The organism is Brevundimonas sp. TWP3-1-2b1, from assembly GCF_049896165.1.
Classification (GTDB): domain Bacteria; phylum Pseudomonadota; class Alphaproteobacteria; order Caulobacterales; family Caulobacteraceae; genus Brevundimonas; species Brevundimonas subvibrioides_B.
Map to the genome: position 1 here is coordinate 211966 of NZ_JAFCTT010000003.1, position 14903 is coordinate 226868.

Consider the following 14903-nt stretch of genomic DNA (forward strand, 5'->3'; position numbering starts at 1 on the left):
CTTGCTACGGAGGACGCGCCGGCCGGAATTCCGCCTCTGAAGGGGATACGCCTTGAACCTCGACCTCTATTCCGACCGCGCCAAACAGGCCGTCCAGTCCGCCCAGTCGCTGGCCCTCGCCCGCAAGCACCAGCAGTTCGCGCCTGAGCACCTGCTCAAGGTGCTGCTGGAGGAGCGCGACGGCCTGGCCCGCAACCTGATCACCGCCGGCGGCGGCGACCCGGCCAAGGCCTCCGAGGCCGCCGAGGCCCTGCTCAAGAAACGCCCCCAGGTCGAGAGCGCCACCAGCCAGCTCTATCTCGACGGCGCCACCGCCCGCGTCTTCGCCAATGCCGAGGAGACGGCGAAGAAGGCCGGCGACGCCTTCGTCACCACCGAACGGATCCTCGCCGCCATCGCCCGTGAAGGCGGCCCCGCCGGCGACGCGCTGAAATCCGCGGGGGTCACGGCCGAGAAGCTCGATGCCGCCGTCGCCGATGTCCGCAAGGGCAAGACCGCCGACAGCGCCGCCGCCGAGGACGGCTACGACGCCCTTAAACGCTACGCCCGCGACCTGACCCAGGCCGCCCGCGACCAGAAGATCGACCCCGTCATCGGCCGCGACGAGGAGATCCGCCGCACCATCCAGGTCCTGGCCCGGCGCACCAAGAACAACCCCGTCCTGATCGGCGAACCCGGCGTCGGCAAGACCGCCATCGTCGAGGGTCTGGCCCTGCGCATCGTCAACGGCGACGTGCCCGAGAGCCTGAAGGACAAGACCGTCATGAGCCTCGACATGGGCTCCCTGATCGCGGGTGCGAAATACCGCGGCGAGTTCGAGGAGCGGCTGAAGGCCGTGCTGGGCGAGGTCACCGCCGCCGAGGGCCAGATCATCCTCTTCATCGACGAGATGCACACATTGGTCGGCGCCGGAAAGGGCGACGGCGCCATGGACGCCTCCAACCTGCTCAAGCCTGCCCTGGCGCGTGGCGAGCTGCACTGCGTCGGCGCCACCACGCTCGACGAATACCGCAAGCACGTCGAGAAGGACGCTGCCCTGGCTCGCCGCTTCCAGCCCGTCTTCGTGGCCGAACCGACGGTCGAGGACACCATCTCGATCCTGCGCGGCCTCAAGGAGAAGTACGAGGTCCATCACGGGGTCCGCATCAGCGACAGCGCCATCGTCGCCGCCGCCACCCTGTCGAACCGCTACATCACCGACCGCTTCCTGCCCGACAAGGCCATCGACCTGATCGACGAGGCCGGCAGCCGCGTGCGCATGGCCGTCGATTCCAAGCCCGAGAGCCTCGACGAGATCGACCGGCGTCTGGTCCAGCTGAAGATCGAGCGCGAGGCCCTGAAGAAGGAGACCGACAGCGCCTCGGTCCAGCGCCTGGAGAAGCTGGAAGACGAAATCTCCGACCTCGAGATCGAGTCCGACGACCTGACCGCCCGCTGGAAGGCCGAGAAGGACAAGGTCGGCCAGGGCGCCCAGCTGCGTGAGACCCTCGACCGCCTGCGCGCCGAACTCGCCGCCGCCCAGCGCAACGGCGATCTCGGCCGCGCCTCCGAGATCGCCTACGGCCAGATTCCGCAGATCGAGAAGTCGCTGGCCCAGGCCGAGACCGACGAGAAGACCGCCTCGCCGCTGACCCCCGAGGTCGTCGACGCCCAGCAGATCGCCGCCGTCGTCTCCCGCTGGACCGGCGTCCCGGTCGACAAGATGCTGGAGGGCGAGCGCGAGAAACTGCTGTCGATGGAGGACGCCCTGCGCGGCCGCGTCGTCGGTCAGGACGCGGCCCTGGAAGCCGTGGCCGACGCCGTCCGCCGGGCGCGCGCGGGCCTCAACGACCCCCACCGCCCGCTCGGCTCCTTCCTGTTCCTGGGCCCGACCGGCGTCGGCAAGACCGAGCTGACCAAGGCCCTGGCCGCCTTCCTGTTCGACGATGAGACCGCCATCACCCGGATGGACATGTCCGAGTACATGGAGAAGCACAGCGTCTCCCGCCTGATCGGCGCCCCTCCGGGCTATGTCGGCTATGACGAGGGCGGCGCCCTGACCGAGGCCGTGCGCCGCCGCCCCTATCAGGTCATCCTGTTCGACGAGGTCGAAAAGGCCCACCCCGACGTTTTCAACGTGCTCCTGCAGGTGCTCGACGACGGCCGGCTGACCGACGGGCAAGGGCGGGTGGTCGACTTCCGCAACACCCTGATCATCATGACCAGCAATCTGGGTTCAGAAGCCCTGGCCAACCAGGGCGAAGGCGACGATGTCGAGGCCGTGCGCCCCTTCGTCATGGACGCCGTCCGCGCCCATTTCCGCCCGGAGTTCCTCAACCGCATCGACGAGATCATCCTGTTCAGGCGTCTGGGTCGCGACCAGATGGCCGGCATCGTCCGCATCCAGCTGGCGCGTCTGGAAAAGCTGATGGCTGACCGGAGACTGACCCTGTCGATCGACGACGGCGCCCTGGCCTGGCTGGCGGACAAGGGCTACGACCCCGTCTACGGCGCGCGGCCGCTCAAGCGGGTGATCCAGAAGGACCTCGTCGACCCGATGGCCAAGAAGCTGCTGGCCGGCGAGCTGGAGGACGGGTCGGTGATCGCCGTGTCAGCGGGGACGGACGGGCTGGAGATCGGGAAGGCGCGGGTGCATTAGGCGCGTTTAGCTGCCCAAGTTTCGATCAGGAACGTGGCCATCGTGCCAGCGAGATTCACCGCTAACTGGGCATGACGAGGAGCGGGCTTCACCGCCCGCTTCCCTTGGCCATGAGAATCGCTGACCCGATTTCGCAATGTGCCAAGACCGACGACGACGCTGATGCAGCCGCCGAGTATTTGCTTGAAGACTTCTTCCGTATGCTGTGACGGGGCGATATTGAGCAGCTTGGACGCGTCCCCATATAGCTTGGGCAGGTCATCCTTGTCATTGTAGGATGAGCCTTCTTCTTCGATGACATGCTTGCACACGGTTTCGAGCAGCGTCCTCGCTGCAGTGATCGCTCCCTCCGGGTCCATCTGCCGCCGCGCGAGCGCCTTCTCCCAAATGCTGTGAACACCATCCGCGTCGAAAGACGCCAAAGTCTCGGATGCTGAAGCATCGAGTGGTGCACGGTTTCGCCCCTCAAGAACGTCCAACAGCGGCTCGAAGGCCTCACGTATGAGAGTCCGACGCTCGGCGTAGGTCCCCTTCTCGTACTTTATCCATTGCCAGAAGGAGGCAAGGTCCCGACAAGTTCGAACAAACCTCGGAAGCAAGTCAGCAGTCTGTGGGTCGCTAGAGAACTCTCTCCTCAACTCACTGTAGACACCTTCATCGGCGATACCGCCCGTCGCATGAACGATGAGCAGGTTTTGCAGGACTAGCGCCCGTTCGTCACCGGCCGCTGGCAAATCTTGTGGGGTCATAATCTCAGATTACGCCGATTCCATTCGAGACCAGCCCCAAGTCGTCATCCTCCGGCAAGCCGCGCCTTCGCGGCGCAGACCGGGGGACGCAGCGGCGCGCGGGAGCGCGAAACTGTCGCGGACACAGGCGGCTGACATCGAGACTGAACAGGTCGCCTTCGGCGCCGCTGCGTCCCCCGGTCTTCGCTTCGCTACGCCGGAGGATGACGAAAGGAAGGGAAGGCAGCGAGCGGGGGATGACGAAAGGAAGGGGTGCGCATAGGTTGTGCAAATGGCGACGCATCGCACCTTTATCGCGACCTATATCATGGCCAGCGGGCGAAACGGCTGGGTCTATGTCGGGATGACCTCGAACCTCCACGCGCGGGTGTGGAGGCACAAGAACGGCCGCTACGACGGCTACACGGCCGAGCACGGCTGCGATCAGCTCGTCTGGTACGAACAGCACCAGTGGGTGGTCGAGGCGATCCGGCGCGAGAAGCGGTTGAAGAAATGGCTGCGCGACTGGAAGCTGAAGCTGATCGAGGAGGCGAACCCGGAATGGCTCGACCTCGCGGCCGACTGGTATCCGGTCACCGATCCGAACTGGGTTCCGCCGTCCGAAGACGACTGATACCCATCAACGGACGCCCGGATTCCGCCCGTGATTTCAACGGTCGGCCCTGACGAGGGGCTTTTTACGCGCCGCCCCTGACGGCGGGTGTATCTTGCACGAGGTCCCGAACCCGGCCGAACGCTTCGGACGCAACAGACGCTTCGGACGGTGTTTTGCCGTCCGGCTAGACTCTACGGACTATCCAGACTCCCTTTCCGGAGTCTGGTCTGACCCACCGACTACGGCAGGGACGACGCTGGCGAAGACGCCCTAGTTCCGGGTCAACCGGCTGGCCCCGCCCCGGACTTCGCAGGCGTAGTCGGTCTGGGGCCGGCCCGTCTGGGCGCCCGAGATGGGGCTGAGGATCCCGCCCCGCTCGCGGCAGTCGGCGGTCAGCTGGTCCAGCTCCTGGCCATAGGTCGGACGGGAGCCCGGGGTCGTGGCGCAGGCGCTCAGGGAGGCGGCCAGCAGAAGTGATGAAAGGAGGATACGCGCGGTCATCGGCAAGTCTCCGGTGGAGGATCAGCCCCGGACCGCATAGTGCGCCCGAACGGCTCCGCTGGCCACCTGTCCATTGACGCAGGGAGGCGCGCAGAGGTGTTCGTTCGCGCATCGCGACCGGCCATGCGTCGCCGTTCACGAAGCCGGGCCGTCCGTCGCCGCAACTCCGCTGGCGCCCCGGTCGGGGCGGGGCGACCGTCGGGACATCGAGATCCCCACGAGGCTTCACCTGACGCCTCTCCTCACAAGGACCGCCAAGATGATCCGCACCGCCGCCTTCGCCCCCTTCCTGCTCGCCACGACCCTCCTGACCGCCGCCCCCGCCCTGGCCTCAGACCCGGCCAGCCTCGCCCTGACCTTCGACACCGGAGCGAACACCGGGGCGGTGATGGTCGCCCTCTATGACGAGACCAGCTACGCCGGGGGCCAGCCGGTCCGCGCCGCCCGCATCGACGTCGCCGCCGGCGAGCACAGCGTCACCTTCGAAGGTCTCCCGGCCGGCGACTACGGGGTGAAGGCCTTTCACGACCTGAACGGCAACGGCCAGATGGACACCAACCCCTTCGGCATGCCGGTCGAGCCCTACGCCTTCTCCAACAACGCGGTCGGCAACATGGGTCCGGCCTCCTGGGAGCGCGCCCGGTTCGCGGTCTCAGGCGAGACCGCCCAGACGATCAGCATTCGCTAGTCGGCCTAGCGCTCGCCGCGCGGCGGCTCGCTGCTTGAGGCCGCGCCGTAACCCCCATCAGGAGAGATTCCCATGCTCACGTCCCGCCGCAACTTCCTCATGGGGGCCGCCGCCCTCTCGGCCGCCGTGGTCACCCCGGAAACCGTCCGCGCCATGGCCGCGATGCAGGCGTCCGCCGACTGGGCCCTGGCCACCGCCGACCTCGAGGCCGACGTCGCGCCCCGGGCCATGCGGCTGGTCCATGGCCGCGCGCCCGCCGGCCTGACCGGGACCCTGTTCCGCAACGGCCCGGGCAAGTTCCGGCGGCCCGGCGGCTCGGCCACCCACTGGTTTGACGGCGACGGCCTGATGCGCGCCTTCCGCGTCAACGACGGCCAGGTCACGCTCGACGCCCGCTTCGCCGACACCCCCAAGCGGCGCTGGGAGACCGAGATCGGCGCCGTCGTCACCCCCGGCTTCGGCACCCCGGGCGACGCCCGGGCCCGCGTCGGCTCCAATGACGACGCCAATGCCGCCAACACCGCCGTCATGACCGCTGGCGACGAGGTCTGGGCCCTGTGGGAAGGCGGCGCGCCCATGGCCCTGTCGGCCTCGGACCTGTCGACCAAACGGTTCGTCACCCTGCGCGACGACCTCAAGAGCATGCCGTTCCAGGCCCATCCGCGCTACGATCCGGACGGCACGATCTGGAACATCGGCCTGAACGGAGGCCGGGTTATCGTCTGGCGCCTCAACGCCGACCGCAGCCTGCATACGGCCGCCGTTGTCGATCTGCCACGCGCCAGCTTCATGCACGACTTCACCGCCACGGCCCGCCACCTGATCCTGGTGCTCCAGCCGTGGGTCTTTGATCACCGCGGCATGCCCTATGCCTCGCAGTTCGCCTGGAAGCCCGAGCTGGGCACCCAGGTCCTGGTCATCGACAAGGCCGACCTGTCGCGCCGCCGGATCTTCGAGCTGCCGACCTTCAGCTTTTTCCACCTCGGCGACGCCTGGGAGGACGCCTCGGGGACGATCCGGTTCGACGTCGCCGCAGGCAAGGACGTGGCCTTCGCCGTCGACGGCGCCCGCGTGCTGGTTGAGCAGCGCGGCGTCGTGCCCGGCGAGCATGCGGTGCTGAAACTCGTCACCCTGCACACCGACGGCCGCGCCGAACTGGCGTCGTCGGGCATCACCGCCGAGTTCCCCAAGAACGATCCCCGCCGCGCCGGCCTGCCGCGCCGCCTGACCGTCCATGTCGCGGGCGAGCGCCCCGACCGCCCCCTGCCCAGCGGTCTGGCGACCTGGGACTGGGACAGCGGCCGTTCCGACCGCTTCCTGTTCGGCGAGACCCAGATCCTGGAGGAGGCGGTGTTCGTACCGCGCGGCCCGGACGAGGCCGACGCCTGGCTGATCGCCCCCTCCATCAACCTGACCGAGGGCGTCACCGAGCTTCACGCCTTCAACGCCGCCCGCGTCTCCGACGGCCCGGTCGCCACCTGGCGTGCCGATATCGCCCTGCCCGCGGGCTTCCATGGCGTGTGGGCGGGGTAGCCGGTTCAATTCGCGCGACCGCGCGATAGCCCGGAAATCAGTACCAGCCGGCTTCGCGCAGGGCCCGGGCATAGCGGCGGCTGACCGGCGCGGTCAGGCCGCCGTCCAGGGTCAGGGTCGCGCGACCGTCCCCCCGGGCCACGTCGCGGACCGCGTCCCTGGCCACCCACCAGCTGCGATGGGTCTGTGCCCCTTCAAGACCCTCCAGCTCCTCCAGCGCATCGGACAGCCGCATCAGGATCAGGTCCGAGCCCCGGTCGGTGTGGATGCGCAGATAGTGGTCCTCGGCCTGCACCGCCCGGATCGCGGCCCCGCGCAGCTTCATCGGCAGACGGTCGGGAAACCGGGCGGGAGCGGCGCCGGCCGGGGCCGCATGGGTCTGGACCGGTTGGGCCTTGCCCAGGAAGACATTGATCGCGCTCATCGCCACCGTCACGGTCAGGACCGGCCCCACCATCAGGGGCAGGGCGCCGACGCGATAGACCTGGCCCTCGAACACCAGGCCGGTGACGAACCAGACCAGAAGCGACACGGGCCCGGTAACGGAGGCACTCAGGGCCGCCACCGTCATCCAGGGTCTCTCGTCCATGTCGATCCAGCGGTCGACGAGCCATGAACAGACATGGCCCCAAAGGCCGCCCGCCAGCACGACCGGCACCCAGTACGCCAGCCGTAGCGAGAGCGGTTCCCGCACCGTGCCGAATGCGCCGGTCAGGGCCAGAACGACGCCGGCAGCCGCCGCGATGATCACGCCGCGCAGCAGACCCAGGGTGGCCGGCCGTTTCGGACGCGGAGGCGAGGCGGTCGCGGTCATGGGTGGACGAAGCGCTCCGGCGCGTTGACTGTGGATCGGACTTTCACAGACCAAAGGGCGCTTTGATGAAGTTGGCAATCTTGGCTGGCGCTTTTGCGATGTTTCTCACCGGTTTGGCTTCGGTTGCAACCGCCGCCGATTTGATCCTGAACCTGTCGACGCGGGGTTCGGGCGGGCGGATCGCGGTCGCGGTCTATCGCGATGCCGAGGCCTTTCGGCGCGGCGAAGGACCGGTCGCGAGCCGCATGGTCGCGCGCACCGGCACCGTCACCTCGTTGACGATCACCGGCCTGGCTCCCGGCCGCTATGCCGTTGCGGCCTTCCACGACACGGACGGAAACGGCGATCTGACCCTTTGGCCCATCGGTCTTCCGCGCGAGGCCTACGGCTTCTCGAACGACGCCCGGGGCCGCTTCGGTCCGCCACAGTTCGCCCAGGCAGCGTTCGACCTGCCCGCCTCGGGCACGACCGAGGCCTTCGCCCTGCGATAGACCGTCCAACGGCGAACGTGGGGTGTTCGCTGGCGAAGCACGACTGGTGAACGGTCCAGGCCGGCTCGAAAGTCACGGCCTGACAAGGAGCCGCCCGTGACCCATGCCCTGCCGCCCTCTTCCCTGAGCCGCAACCTCCTGACCGTCGGGCCGGCGCTGATCGGGGTCGCCGTAATGTCGGTCTTTCTGTTCGTCGTGGGGCCCGCGTCCGGTCTGCCGATCCGGCTGCACGCCCCGGACTGGGCCCTGCTCGCCGAACAGGGGCCGGTGCTTCAGGTTCATGTCGCCGCCGCGACCGTCGCCCTGGTGATCGGCATCCTTCTGCTGGCCGGGGTCAAGGGCAACACCCTGCACCGGACCCTGGGCTGGACCTGGGCCGTGGCCATGGCGACGTTGGCGATCAGCTCCATCTTCATCCGCAACATCAATGACGGTGCCTTTTCGTGGATCCACCTGTTCACCGGCTGGACCATCATTATCCTGCCCATGGCCCTCTATGCCGCCCGCCGTCACGAGATCGCCAACCATCGCGCACGAATGACCGGCCTGTTCGTCGGTGCGCTGCTGATCGCCGGGATGTTCACCTTCTTCCCCGGCCGGCTGATGTGGCAGGTGTTCCTGGGCTGAATCGCAGGCTCATCGTGCTCAAGTAGCGAGCGACCGCGTGGCGAGCGGTAACCTACTGGGGAGACGGGCAGACCGCGCGGAACCCCGCTGCCCCGAACCGGACCATGTAGTCGCAGGCGGTTTCCAGATCACCAGACCGGCACAGCCCGCCGGACAATCGGTCCAGCCGCCCGGTCTCGCCCAGCGTCAGGGTCAGTGCCCCCGACAGATTGTGCCAGGCCCAGTAGAGGTCGACATCGCGGGCCTGCGGCAGGATCAGCTTGATCAGCTCGATCAGCCGCCGGATGGCCGGGTCATAGTATCGGGCCATGGTCTCGCCGCCGAAGGTCGGGTTGGCGTTGGTCTGGGCGACCAGGGCGGAATAGTGCTTCCATCCGGGGCCGCCCTTCAGCGACCACTGGAACGGCGGCTCCAGGAAAGCGCGTAGCAACCCTTCCAGCGTCATCGTCCCGACATTCGCTAGGGCATAGCGGTTGATCGCCTCGACCCGCTCATTGTTCCAGACCTCGGCGCGCCTCAGAAAGACGGCGTCGAAGAGGCCGCGCTTGGCCCCGAAATAATAGTGGACCAAAGCCGTATCGACCCCGGCTTCACGCGCCACCTCGCGGATCGTGACGCCATAGAATCCATGTTTGGAAAACAGGTCTTCAGCCGCGTCCAGGATGGATTCGCGGGTGTCGCCGCCGACGCCCTCGGCCTTGACCTTTGGCGGGCGGCCGCGACGGGCGGGGGCGACGGGAACCGGGGCCGTGACGTCCAGCTTGCTCATGAAGCCAAGCTAGTCACGAAAACCCCCTTCGGTGCAACGGCGCCACAGACGAGCCCCGACGTGCCGCCGGGCAAGCTCTGCCGTTTGACACCGGGGCCAAAGGTCGTCAGTTTCCCGGTAAATCATCGAACGCTGAATAAAAGCGTCTCGGCTGGAAACATCATTGGAAGAGGGTTTCGCATGAACAGAGTCATGAAGAGCGTGCTGCTGGCCGGGGCCGCGTGGAGCGCCGCGTCATCGATGGCCATGGCGCAGGACGCCGCGCCGCAAAACGACCAGACCGCGCTGGACGACGTCGTCGTCACGGCCCGTCGCCGCGATGAACAGCTGAAGGACGTTCCAGTCGCCGTTTCGGCCCTGTCGGCCGAACAGCTTGAGCGCACCGGCGCCGCCGACATCACGGCCCTGCAGCAGCAGACTCCGAACGCCACGGTCCAGATCGCCCGCGGCTCCAACTCGACCCTGATCAGCTTCATCCGCGGCGTCGGCCAGCAGGATCCGCTGTGGGGCTTCGAGCCCGGCGTGGGTCTTTATATAGACGACGTCTATGTCGCCCGCCCGCAAGGTGCCGTGCTTGACATCTTCGACGTGAACCGCATCGAGGTCCTGCGCGGTCCGCAAGGCACCCTCTACGGCCGCAACACCATCGGCGGCGCGATCAAATACGTGACCAAGCGTCTCGGCGACGAGTTCGCGTTCATGGGTCGCGGCACGATCGGCAGCTACAACCAGCGCGACGCCCTTGTGTCGGCCACCATCCCGCTGGGCGAGACCTTTGCCGTCGGCGGCGCCTTCGCCAAATACGACCGTGACGGCTTCGGCACGAACCTGTTCACCGGCGAAGAACAGTACGACAAGGACGTCACCGCCTATCGCGCCAGCGCCGAGTGGACCCCCACCGACCAGCTGTTCGTTCGCTTCGCCTGGGATCGCGTCGAGGATGACTCGGCCCCTCGCCACGGCCACCGCGAAGTGAACTCGACCACCGGCGGCTTCACGCCTCCGGCCGGAATCTATGACACCAATGCCGGCATCCAGGGCAACCAGGAGGTCGAGACCGAGGGCACGTCCGTCACCGTCGAGTACACGGTCAACGACATGCTGACCCTGAAGTCGATCTCGGCCTGGCGCAGTGGTGATACATCCACCGTCATCGACTTCGACCAGTCGCCCCTGCCGACCCTGGACGTTCCGGCCGTCTACGCCGACGAACAGTTCACCCAGGAGTTCCAGGCCCTGATGCAGGGCGACAACTGGTCCGGCGTCGCCGGGCTGTTCTATCTGGACGGCGAATCCTCCGGGGCCTTCGATACGATCGCCGGAAACCTCGGCCTGGTCATCGCGGCTGCGGGTTACGTCAATACGCAGTCGTTCTCGGCCTTCGCCGACTTCAGCTATGATTTCTCCGATCGCCTGCACGCCTCCATCGGCGGCCGCTACACCAAGGACGAAAAAGACGCCCAGGTTCAGCGGTTCTTCTACCTCGGAGCGGCCCGCTCGCCGTTCCAGGGCGGCGCGGTGCGTCCGATCTTCGCCACCCGCACGAACTACATGGCCTCGGACACCTTCGAGAAGTTCACGCCGCGGGTCAGCGTCTCCTACGATCTGACCGAAGAGCTCACCGGCTATGCCTCGATCGGCCAGGGCTTCAAGTCCGGCGGCTGGGACATGCGCGGCGACGCGGCCTTGGTGCCCTCGACCGTCAACGGCTATCAGCCCGAGACCGTCACCACCTATGAGCTGGGCCTGAAAGGCACTGCGTTCGACAACCGCCTGTCGTTCGCCTCGGCGGCCTTCTACTCGGACTACACGGACCAGCAGATCACGACCCAGCAGGTGGCGACGCTTCCGGCTGTCGGCGTGGCCTCGGTCGTCGACAACGCCGGCGCCTCGACCATCTACGGCTTCGAGTTCGAAGGTCGCGCCTTCATCACCGACAGCATCACGTCCAACGTGTCGGTCGGCTATCTGAAGAATGAGTTCGATCAGTTCATCACCCGGATCAGCGGCGCGCCGGTCGACATTTCCAACCTGCGCGAGCCGCAGAACTCACCGGAATGGTCGGCCTTCTGGGGCGTCACCTGGACCGGCGATGTGGCCGGCGGCGAGCTGAACATCACTCCGTCGATCTCCTACCGCTCGGACTATCACCTGTTCGACGCGCCGGATCCGATCCTCGACCAGGACGCCTACACCCTGGTCGACCTGGCCGCGGTCTGGACCGCTCCGAACGGTCACTACCAGGTCGCCCTGACCGGAAAGAACCTGACGGACGAGGAGTACAAGGTCGGCGGCTACAACTTCGCCGGCGCCACCTTCAACAACTCGATCTCGGCCTTCTACGGCCCGCCGCGCACCTTCTCGGCGTCGGTCACCGTCCGGTATTGATCCCCGAATGACGAAACTGGGGCGGCGGTTCGACAGAGCCGCCGCCCTTTTTCTTTTGCAGCCTGCGCAGCCACGGCTACGGTTCGCGCAAGGAACGAGAGTCCACAGGAAACCCAGATGACGGATACGGTCGCAGCAGTCCCGGCGAAGCCCGGCTATCGCTACTACGTGCTGGCGGTCCTGATTCTGGTCTACATGCTGAACTTCCTGGACCGGCAGATCATCGGCATCCTGGCCGCCCCGCTGAAGGCCGAGTTCGGCCTGTCGGACAGCCAGTTCGGCCTGCTGGGCGGCATCGCCTTCGCCTCGGTCTATTCGACCCTCGCCATTCCGCTGGCGGCGCTCGCGGACCGGGCCAGCCGGGTGTGGATCATGACCGGCGCCCTGGCCGTCTGGTCCAGCTTCACCGCCCTGTGCGGCGTCGCCGGGTCGTTCAGCCAGCTTTTCCTGTTCCGCATGGGCGTCGGCGTCGGCGAGGCGGGTGGCGTGGCCCCGGCCTATTCCCTGATTTCCGACTATTTCCCCCCGAACCAGCGGGCGCGCGCCCTGGCCGGCTTCGCCTTCGGCATTCCGCTCGGCACTGCCGCCGGCACCCTGGTCGGAGGCCTGCTGGCCGCGAGCTACGGCTGGCGCACCGCCTTTATCGTGGTGGGCCTTCTGGGCCTCCTGGTCGCCCCCCTGCTGCGCCTGACCGTGAAGGACCCGGTCCGTGGCGGCACGGACGCGGCCCGTCCGCCGCAGACCGCCGCCGAGGCCGCGGCCCCGCCCGTGGTCGTGTCCGACAAGGTCGGTCGCACAGCCTCCCTGATCCTGCTGGGCCTCGGCGCCGGCTGTCTGATCCTGGCCGCGCTCAACCAGTTCGCCGGTCTCGCCGTCGGCAATGCCCTGGTCCTCGCCTTCGGCGGACTGCTGGCCATGGTGATCGGCGTGTCCTTCTGGATCGCCAAGAAGACCGCCTCCATCGTCCTGCCCAAGCGCAGCTTCTGGCTGCTGGCTCTCGGCGCCGCCTCGTCCTCGGTGTGCGGCTACGGCGTCGCGGGCTGGCTGCCGCTCTTCTTCATGCGCAGCTTCGGCCTGACCCTGGCCCAGACCAGCTGGTACTATGCCGGCATCGCCCTAATCGGCGGCATGCTCGGCATCTGGCTGGGCGGCTCCATCGCCGACAAGCTGGCGAAGCGCGGCAAGGGCGCCTACCCGCTGACCCCCGCCATCGCCTTCATCATCTCGGCGCCCTGTTTCATCGCGGCGATGAACTCGCCCTGGCTGATCGGCCTCGTCCTGCCTGGCGGCGGGTCGAACGCCCAACAGCTGATCCTGGCCTTCCTGATCTTCCTGATCCCCACGGGGCTGAACCTGGCCTGGCTGGGCCCGATCACGGCGGCGATCCAGCATATCGCCCCCGCCCCCATGCGCTCGACCGCCTCGGCCATCTTCCTGCTGTTCAACAACCTGCTCGGGATCGCGGTCGGCTTCTATTATTTCGGCTGGATGAGCGACCTGCTGGCGCCGCGGTTCGGCGAGGAGAGCCTGCGCTGGGCTATCTATACCGGCATGGGCTTCTATCTGATGGCGGCTGTTCTGCTGTTCGGCGCCTCGCGCACTCTGAAGCGCGATTGGGTCGACTAGTCCGCCGGTGATTTCGGCTACGGATTCCCTGCCAATTCCGGTGAGTTCGGCTACGCATTGACTGCTGTTTTCGGCGATTTCGGTTACGGCAAACGTCGCAGACCGTGTGAAGACCGCAGTCCCGAACCGCAGAAACCGCAATTCCGATCGGGCCGACGGCGTGGCTTGCTCCGTCAGACGGTTGCACCTGCGAAGCGGCCACGCCTATAAGCGCGGCCAATCCTTCCCAGCGATCGCGGCGGTCTCCCCATGAACATTCACGAATACCAGGCCAAGCAGGTCCTGAAGGGCTTTGGCGCGCCGGTCGCCGAGGGCGTCGCCGTGACCTCGGTCGATCAGGTCGAGGCCGCCGCGCGGTCGCTGCCCGGCCCGCTGTATGTCGTGAAGTCGCAGATCCACGCCGGCGGGCGCGGCAAGGGCAAGTTCAAGGAACTGGGCCCCGACGCCAAGGGCGGCGTTCGCCTGGCCTTCTCGGTCGAGGAAGCCGTGGCGCATGCGAAAGAGATGCTGGGCAACACCCTGGTCACCGCCCAGACCGGCGAGGCGGGCAAACAGGTCAACCGCCTGTACATCGAGGACGGCGCCGACATCGAGCGCGAGCTGTACTGCTCGCTGCTGGTCGACCGCGCGCATGGCCGCATCGCCTATGTCGTCTCGACCGAGGGCGGCATGGACATCGAGGCCGTCGCCCATGACACGCCCGAGAAGATCCAGACCATCGTCATCGACCCGGAAACGGGCGTGACCGAGGCCGACGTCGCCGCCATCAACGCCGCCTATGGCCTGACCGGCGCGGCCGCCGAGGACGGCAAGTCGCTGTTCCCCATTCTCTACAAGGCCTTCGTCGAGACCGACATGGCGATGCTGGAGGTCAATCCGCTGATCGTCATGAAGGACGGCCATCTGCGCGTCCTCGACGCCAAGGTCAGCTTCGACGGCAACGCCCTGTTCCGCCACGACGACATGAAGGCGCTGCGCGACGAGACCGAGGAAGACGCCAAGGAGATCGAGGCGTCCAAATGGGACCTCGCCTATGTCTCGCTGGACGGCAACATCGGCTGCATGGTCAACGGCGCGGGCCTGGCCATGGCGACGATGGACATCATCAAGCTGTACGGCAAGGAGCCCGCCAACTTCTGCGACGTCGGCGGCGGCGCCGGCAAGGAGAAGGTCGCGGCGGCCTTCAAGATCATCACTGCCGACCCGGCCGTCCAGGGCATCCTGGTCAATATCTTCGGCGGGATCATGAAATGCGACGTCATCGCCGAAGGCGTGGTCGCGGCCGTGAAGGAAGTGGGCCTGAAGGTGCCGCTGGTCGTCCGTCTGGAAGGCACGAATGCCGAATTGGGCAAGAAGATCCTCAAGGAGTCGGGCCTCGACATTACCCCCGCCGACGACCTCGACGACGCCGCCCAGAAGATCGTCGCGGCGGTCGGCTGAGGCTGACGCCTCACCACCGACCGTCCCGCTGACCGAATAGCCAG

The 14903-nt window shown here is 67.2% G+C and carries 13 protein-coding genes; 9 read left to right on the top strand and 4 right to left on the bottom strand.

All coding sequences use genetic code 11. The features are described 5' to 3' along the window. The first annotated feature begins 52 nt into the window (after positions 1 to 52). Entirely contained in the window at positions 53 to 2638 is a 2586-nt protein-coding gene (gene clpB, locus ACP7AB_RS04500; protein WP_425992079.1) for an ATP-dependent chaperone ClpB, read from the top strand. Here the strand turns inward: clpB and ACP7AB_RS04505 are convergent. Then, positions 2635 to 3387: an abortive infection family protein gene (locus ACP7AB_RS04505; protein ID WP_425992081.1), complete on the bottom strand. Its 753-nt coding sequence runs from the start codon at positions 3385 to 3387 to the stop codon at positions 2635 to 2637. The genes clpB and ACP7AB_RS04505 overlap by 4 nt on opposite strands. A 271-nt stretch (positions 3388 to 3658) precedes the next feature. On the opposite strand from ACP7AB_RS04505, the gene ACP7AB_RS04510 reads away from it, so the two are divergent. Next, positions 3659 to 4000 (top strand): GIY-YIG nuclease family protein, encoded by a 342-nt coding sequence (locus tag ACP7AB_RS04510; RefSeq protein ID WP_425992083.1) that lies wholly within the window; start codon positions 3659 to 3661, stop codon positions 3998 to 4000. Between the two features lie 252 nt (positions 4001 to 4252). Here ACP7AB_RS04510 and ACP7AB_RS04515 read toward each other — a convergent pair whose 3' ends face one another. After that, positions 4253 to 4483 carry a hypothetical protein gene (locus ACP7AB_RS04515; RefSeq protein WP_425992085.1) on the bottom strand — a complete coding sequence of 77 codons (231 nt, stop codon included), beginning with the start codon at positions 4481 to 4483 and terminating at the stop codon, positions 4253 to 4255. A gap of 259 nt (positions 4484 to 4742) precedes the next feature. On the opposite strand from ACP7AB_RS04515, the gene ACP7AB_RS04520 reads away from it, so the two are divergent. Beyond that, complete coding sequence (locus ACP7AB_RS04520) at positions 4743 to 5171, top strand: DUF2141 domain-containing protein (protein WP_425992087.1); 429 nt, start codon at positions 4743 to 4745, stop codon at positions 5169 to 5171. Between the two features lie 72 nt (positions 5172 to 5243). Next, positions 5244 to 6704, top strand: coding sequence for a carotenoid oxygenase family protein (locus ACP7AB_RS04525; protein ID WP_425992088.1), 1461 nt, complete (start codon positions 5244 to 5246; stop codon positions 6702 to 6704). Positions 6705 to 6741: 37 nt separating this feature from the next. Here the strand turns inward: ACP7AB_RS04525 and ACP7AB_RS04530 are convergent, their stop codons facing one another. After that, a complete protein-coding gene (locus ACP7AB_RS04530) occupies positions 6742 to 7518 on the bottom strand; it encodes a LytTR family DNA-binding domain-containing protein (RefSeq protein ID WP_425992090.1) in 777 nt (258 codons plus the stop codon). Between the two features lie 98 nt (positions 7519 to 7616). Between ACP7AB_RS04530 and ACP7AB_RS04535 the strand changes: the two genes are divergently transcribed. Both ACP7AB_RS04535 and ACP7AB_RS04540 read left to right on the top strand, forming a co-directional pair. Beyond that, positions 7617 to 8009: a DUF2141 domain-containing protein gene (locus tag ACP7AB_RS04535; protein ID WP_425992092.1), complete on the top strand. Its 393-nt coding sequence runs from the start codon at positions 7617 to 7619 to the stop codon at positions 8007 to 8009. Between the two features lie 96 nt (positions 8010 to 8105). Beyond that, complete coding sequence (locus ACP7AB_RS04540; protein WP_425992094.1) at positions 8106 to 8636, top strand: DUF2306 domain-containing protein; 531 nt, start codon at positions 8106 to 8108, stop codon at positions 8634 to 8636. Positions 8637 to 8688: 52 nt separating this feature from the next. Here the strand turns inward: ACP7AB_RS04540 and ACP7AB_RS04545 are convergent, their stop codons facing one another. Continuing rightward, on the bottom strand, positions 8689 to 9405 hold the full coding sequence (locus tag ACP7AB_RS04545) for a TetR/AcrR family transcriptional regulator (protein WP_425992096.1): 717 nt from the start codon (positions 9403 to 9405) through the stop codon (positions 8689 to 8691). A gap of 180 nt (positions 9406 to 9585) precedes the next feature. Here ACP7AB_RS04545 and ACP7AB_RS04550 point away from each other — a divergent pair, with 180 nt between their 5' ends. The 3 genes from ACP7AB_RS04550 to sucC all read left to right on the top strand — a co-directional run bounded on the left by ACP7AB_RS04550 (position 9586) and on the right by sucC (position 14859). Then, a complete protein-coding gene (locus tag ACP7AB_RS04550) occupies positions 9586 to 11793 on the top strand; it encodes a TonB-dependent receptor (RefSeq protein ID WP_425992098.1) in 2208 nt (735 codons plus the stop codon). Between the two features lie 117 nt (positions 11794 to 11910). Next, positions 11911 to 13419, top strand: coding sequence for a spinster family MFS transporter (locus tag ACP7AB_RS04555; protein WP_425992100.1), 1509 nt, complete (start codon positions 11911 to 11913; stop codon positions 13417 to 13419). Positions 13420 to 13668: 249 nt separating this feature from the next. Then, positions 13669 to 14859: an ADP-forming succinate--CoA ligase subunit beta gene (sucC, locus tag ACP7AB_RS04560; protein WP_425992102.1), complete on the top strand. Its 1191-nt coding sequence runs from the start codon at positions 13669 to 13671 to the stop codon at positions 14857 to 14859. The last annotated feature ends 44 nt before the right edge of the window (positions 14860 to 14903 follow it).

Excerpts from the sequence above, each read along its gene's own strand:
- ACP7AB_RS04535 (WP_425992092.1), top strand. The coding sequence starts at position 7,617 with ATGTTTCTCACCGGTTTGGCTTCGGTTGCAACCGCCGCCGATTTGATC.
- ACP7AB_RS04550 (WP_425992098.1), top strand. The coding sequence starts at position 9,586 with ATGAACAGAGTCATGAAGAGCGTGCTGCTGGCCGGGGCCGCGTGGAGC.
- ACP7AB_RS04555 (WP_425992100.1), top strand. The coding sequence starts at position 11,911 with ATGACGGATACGGTCGCAGCAGTCCCGGCGAAGCCCGGCTATCGCTAC.
- ACP7AB_RS04520 (WP_425992087.1), top strand. The coding sequence starts at position 4,743 with ATGATCCGCACCGCCGCCTTCGCCCCCTTCCTGCTCGCCACGACCCTC.
- sucC (WP_425992102.1), top strand. The coding sequence starts at position 13,669 with ATGAACATTCACGAATACCAGGCCAAGCAGGTCCTGAAGGGCTTTGGC.
- ACP7AB_RS04525 (WP_425992088.1), top strand. The coding sequence starts at position 5,244 with ATGCTCACGTCCCGCCGCAACTTCCTCATGGGGGCCGCCGCCCTCTCG.
- ACP7AB_RS04545 (WP_425992096.1), bottom strand. The coding sequence starts at position 9,405 with ATGAGCAAGCTGGACGTCACGGCCCCGGTTCCCGTCGCCCCCGCCCGT.
- ACP7AB_RS04505 (WP_425992081.1), bottom strand. The coding sequence starts at position 3,387 with ATGACCCCACAAGATTTGCCAGCGGCCGGTGACGAACGGGCGCTAGTC.
- ACP7AB_RS04515 (WP_425992085.1), bottom strand. The coding sequence starts at position 4,483 with ATGACCGCGCGTATCCTCCTTTCATCACTTCTGCTGGCCGCCTCCCTG.
- ACP7AB_RS04530 (WP_425992090.1), bottom strand. The coding sequence starts at position 7,518 with ATGACCGCGACCGCCTCGCCTCCGCGTCCGAAACGGCCGGCCACCCTG.
- ACP7AB_RS04510 (WP_425992083.1), top strand. The coding sequence starts at position 3,659 with ATGGCGACGCATCGCACCTTTATCGCGACCTATATCATGGCCAGCGGG.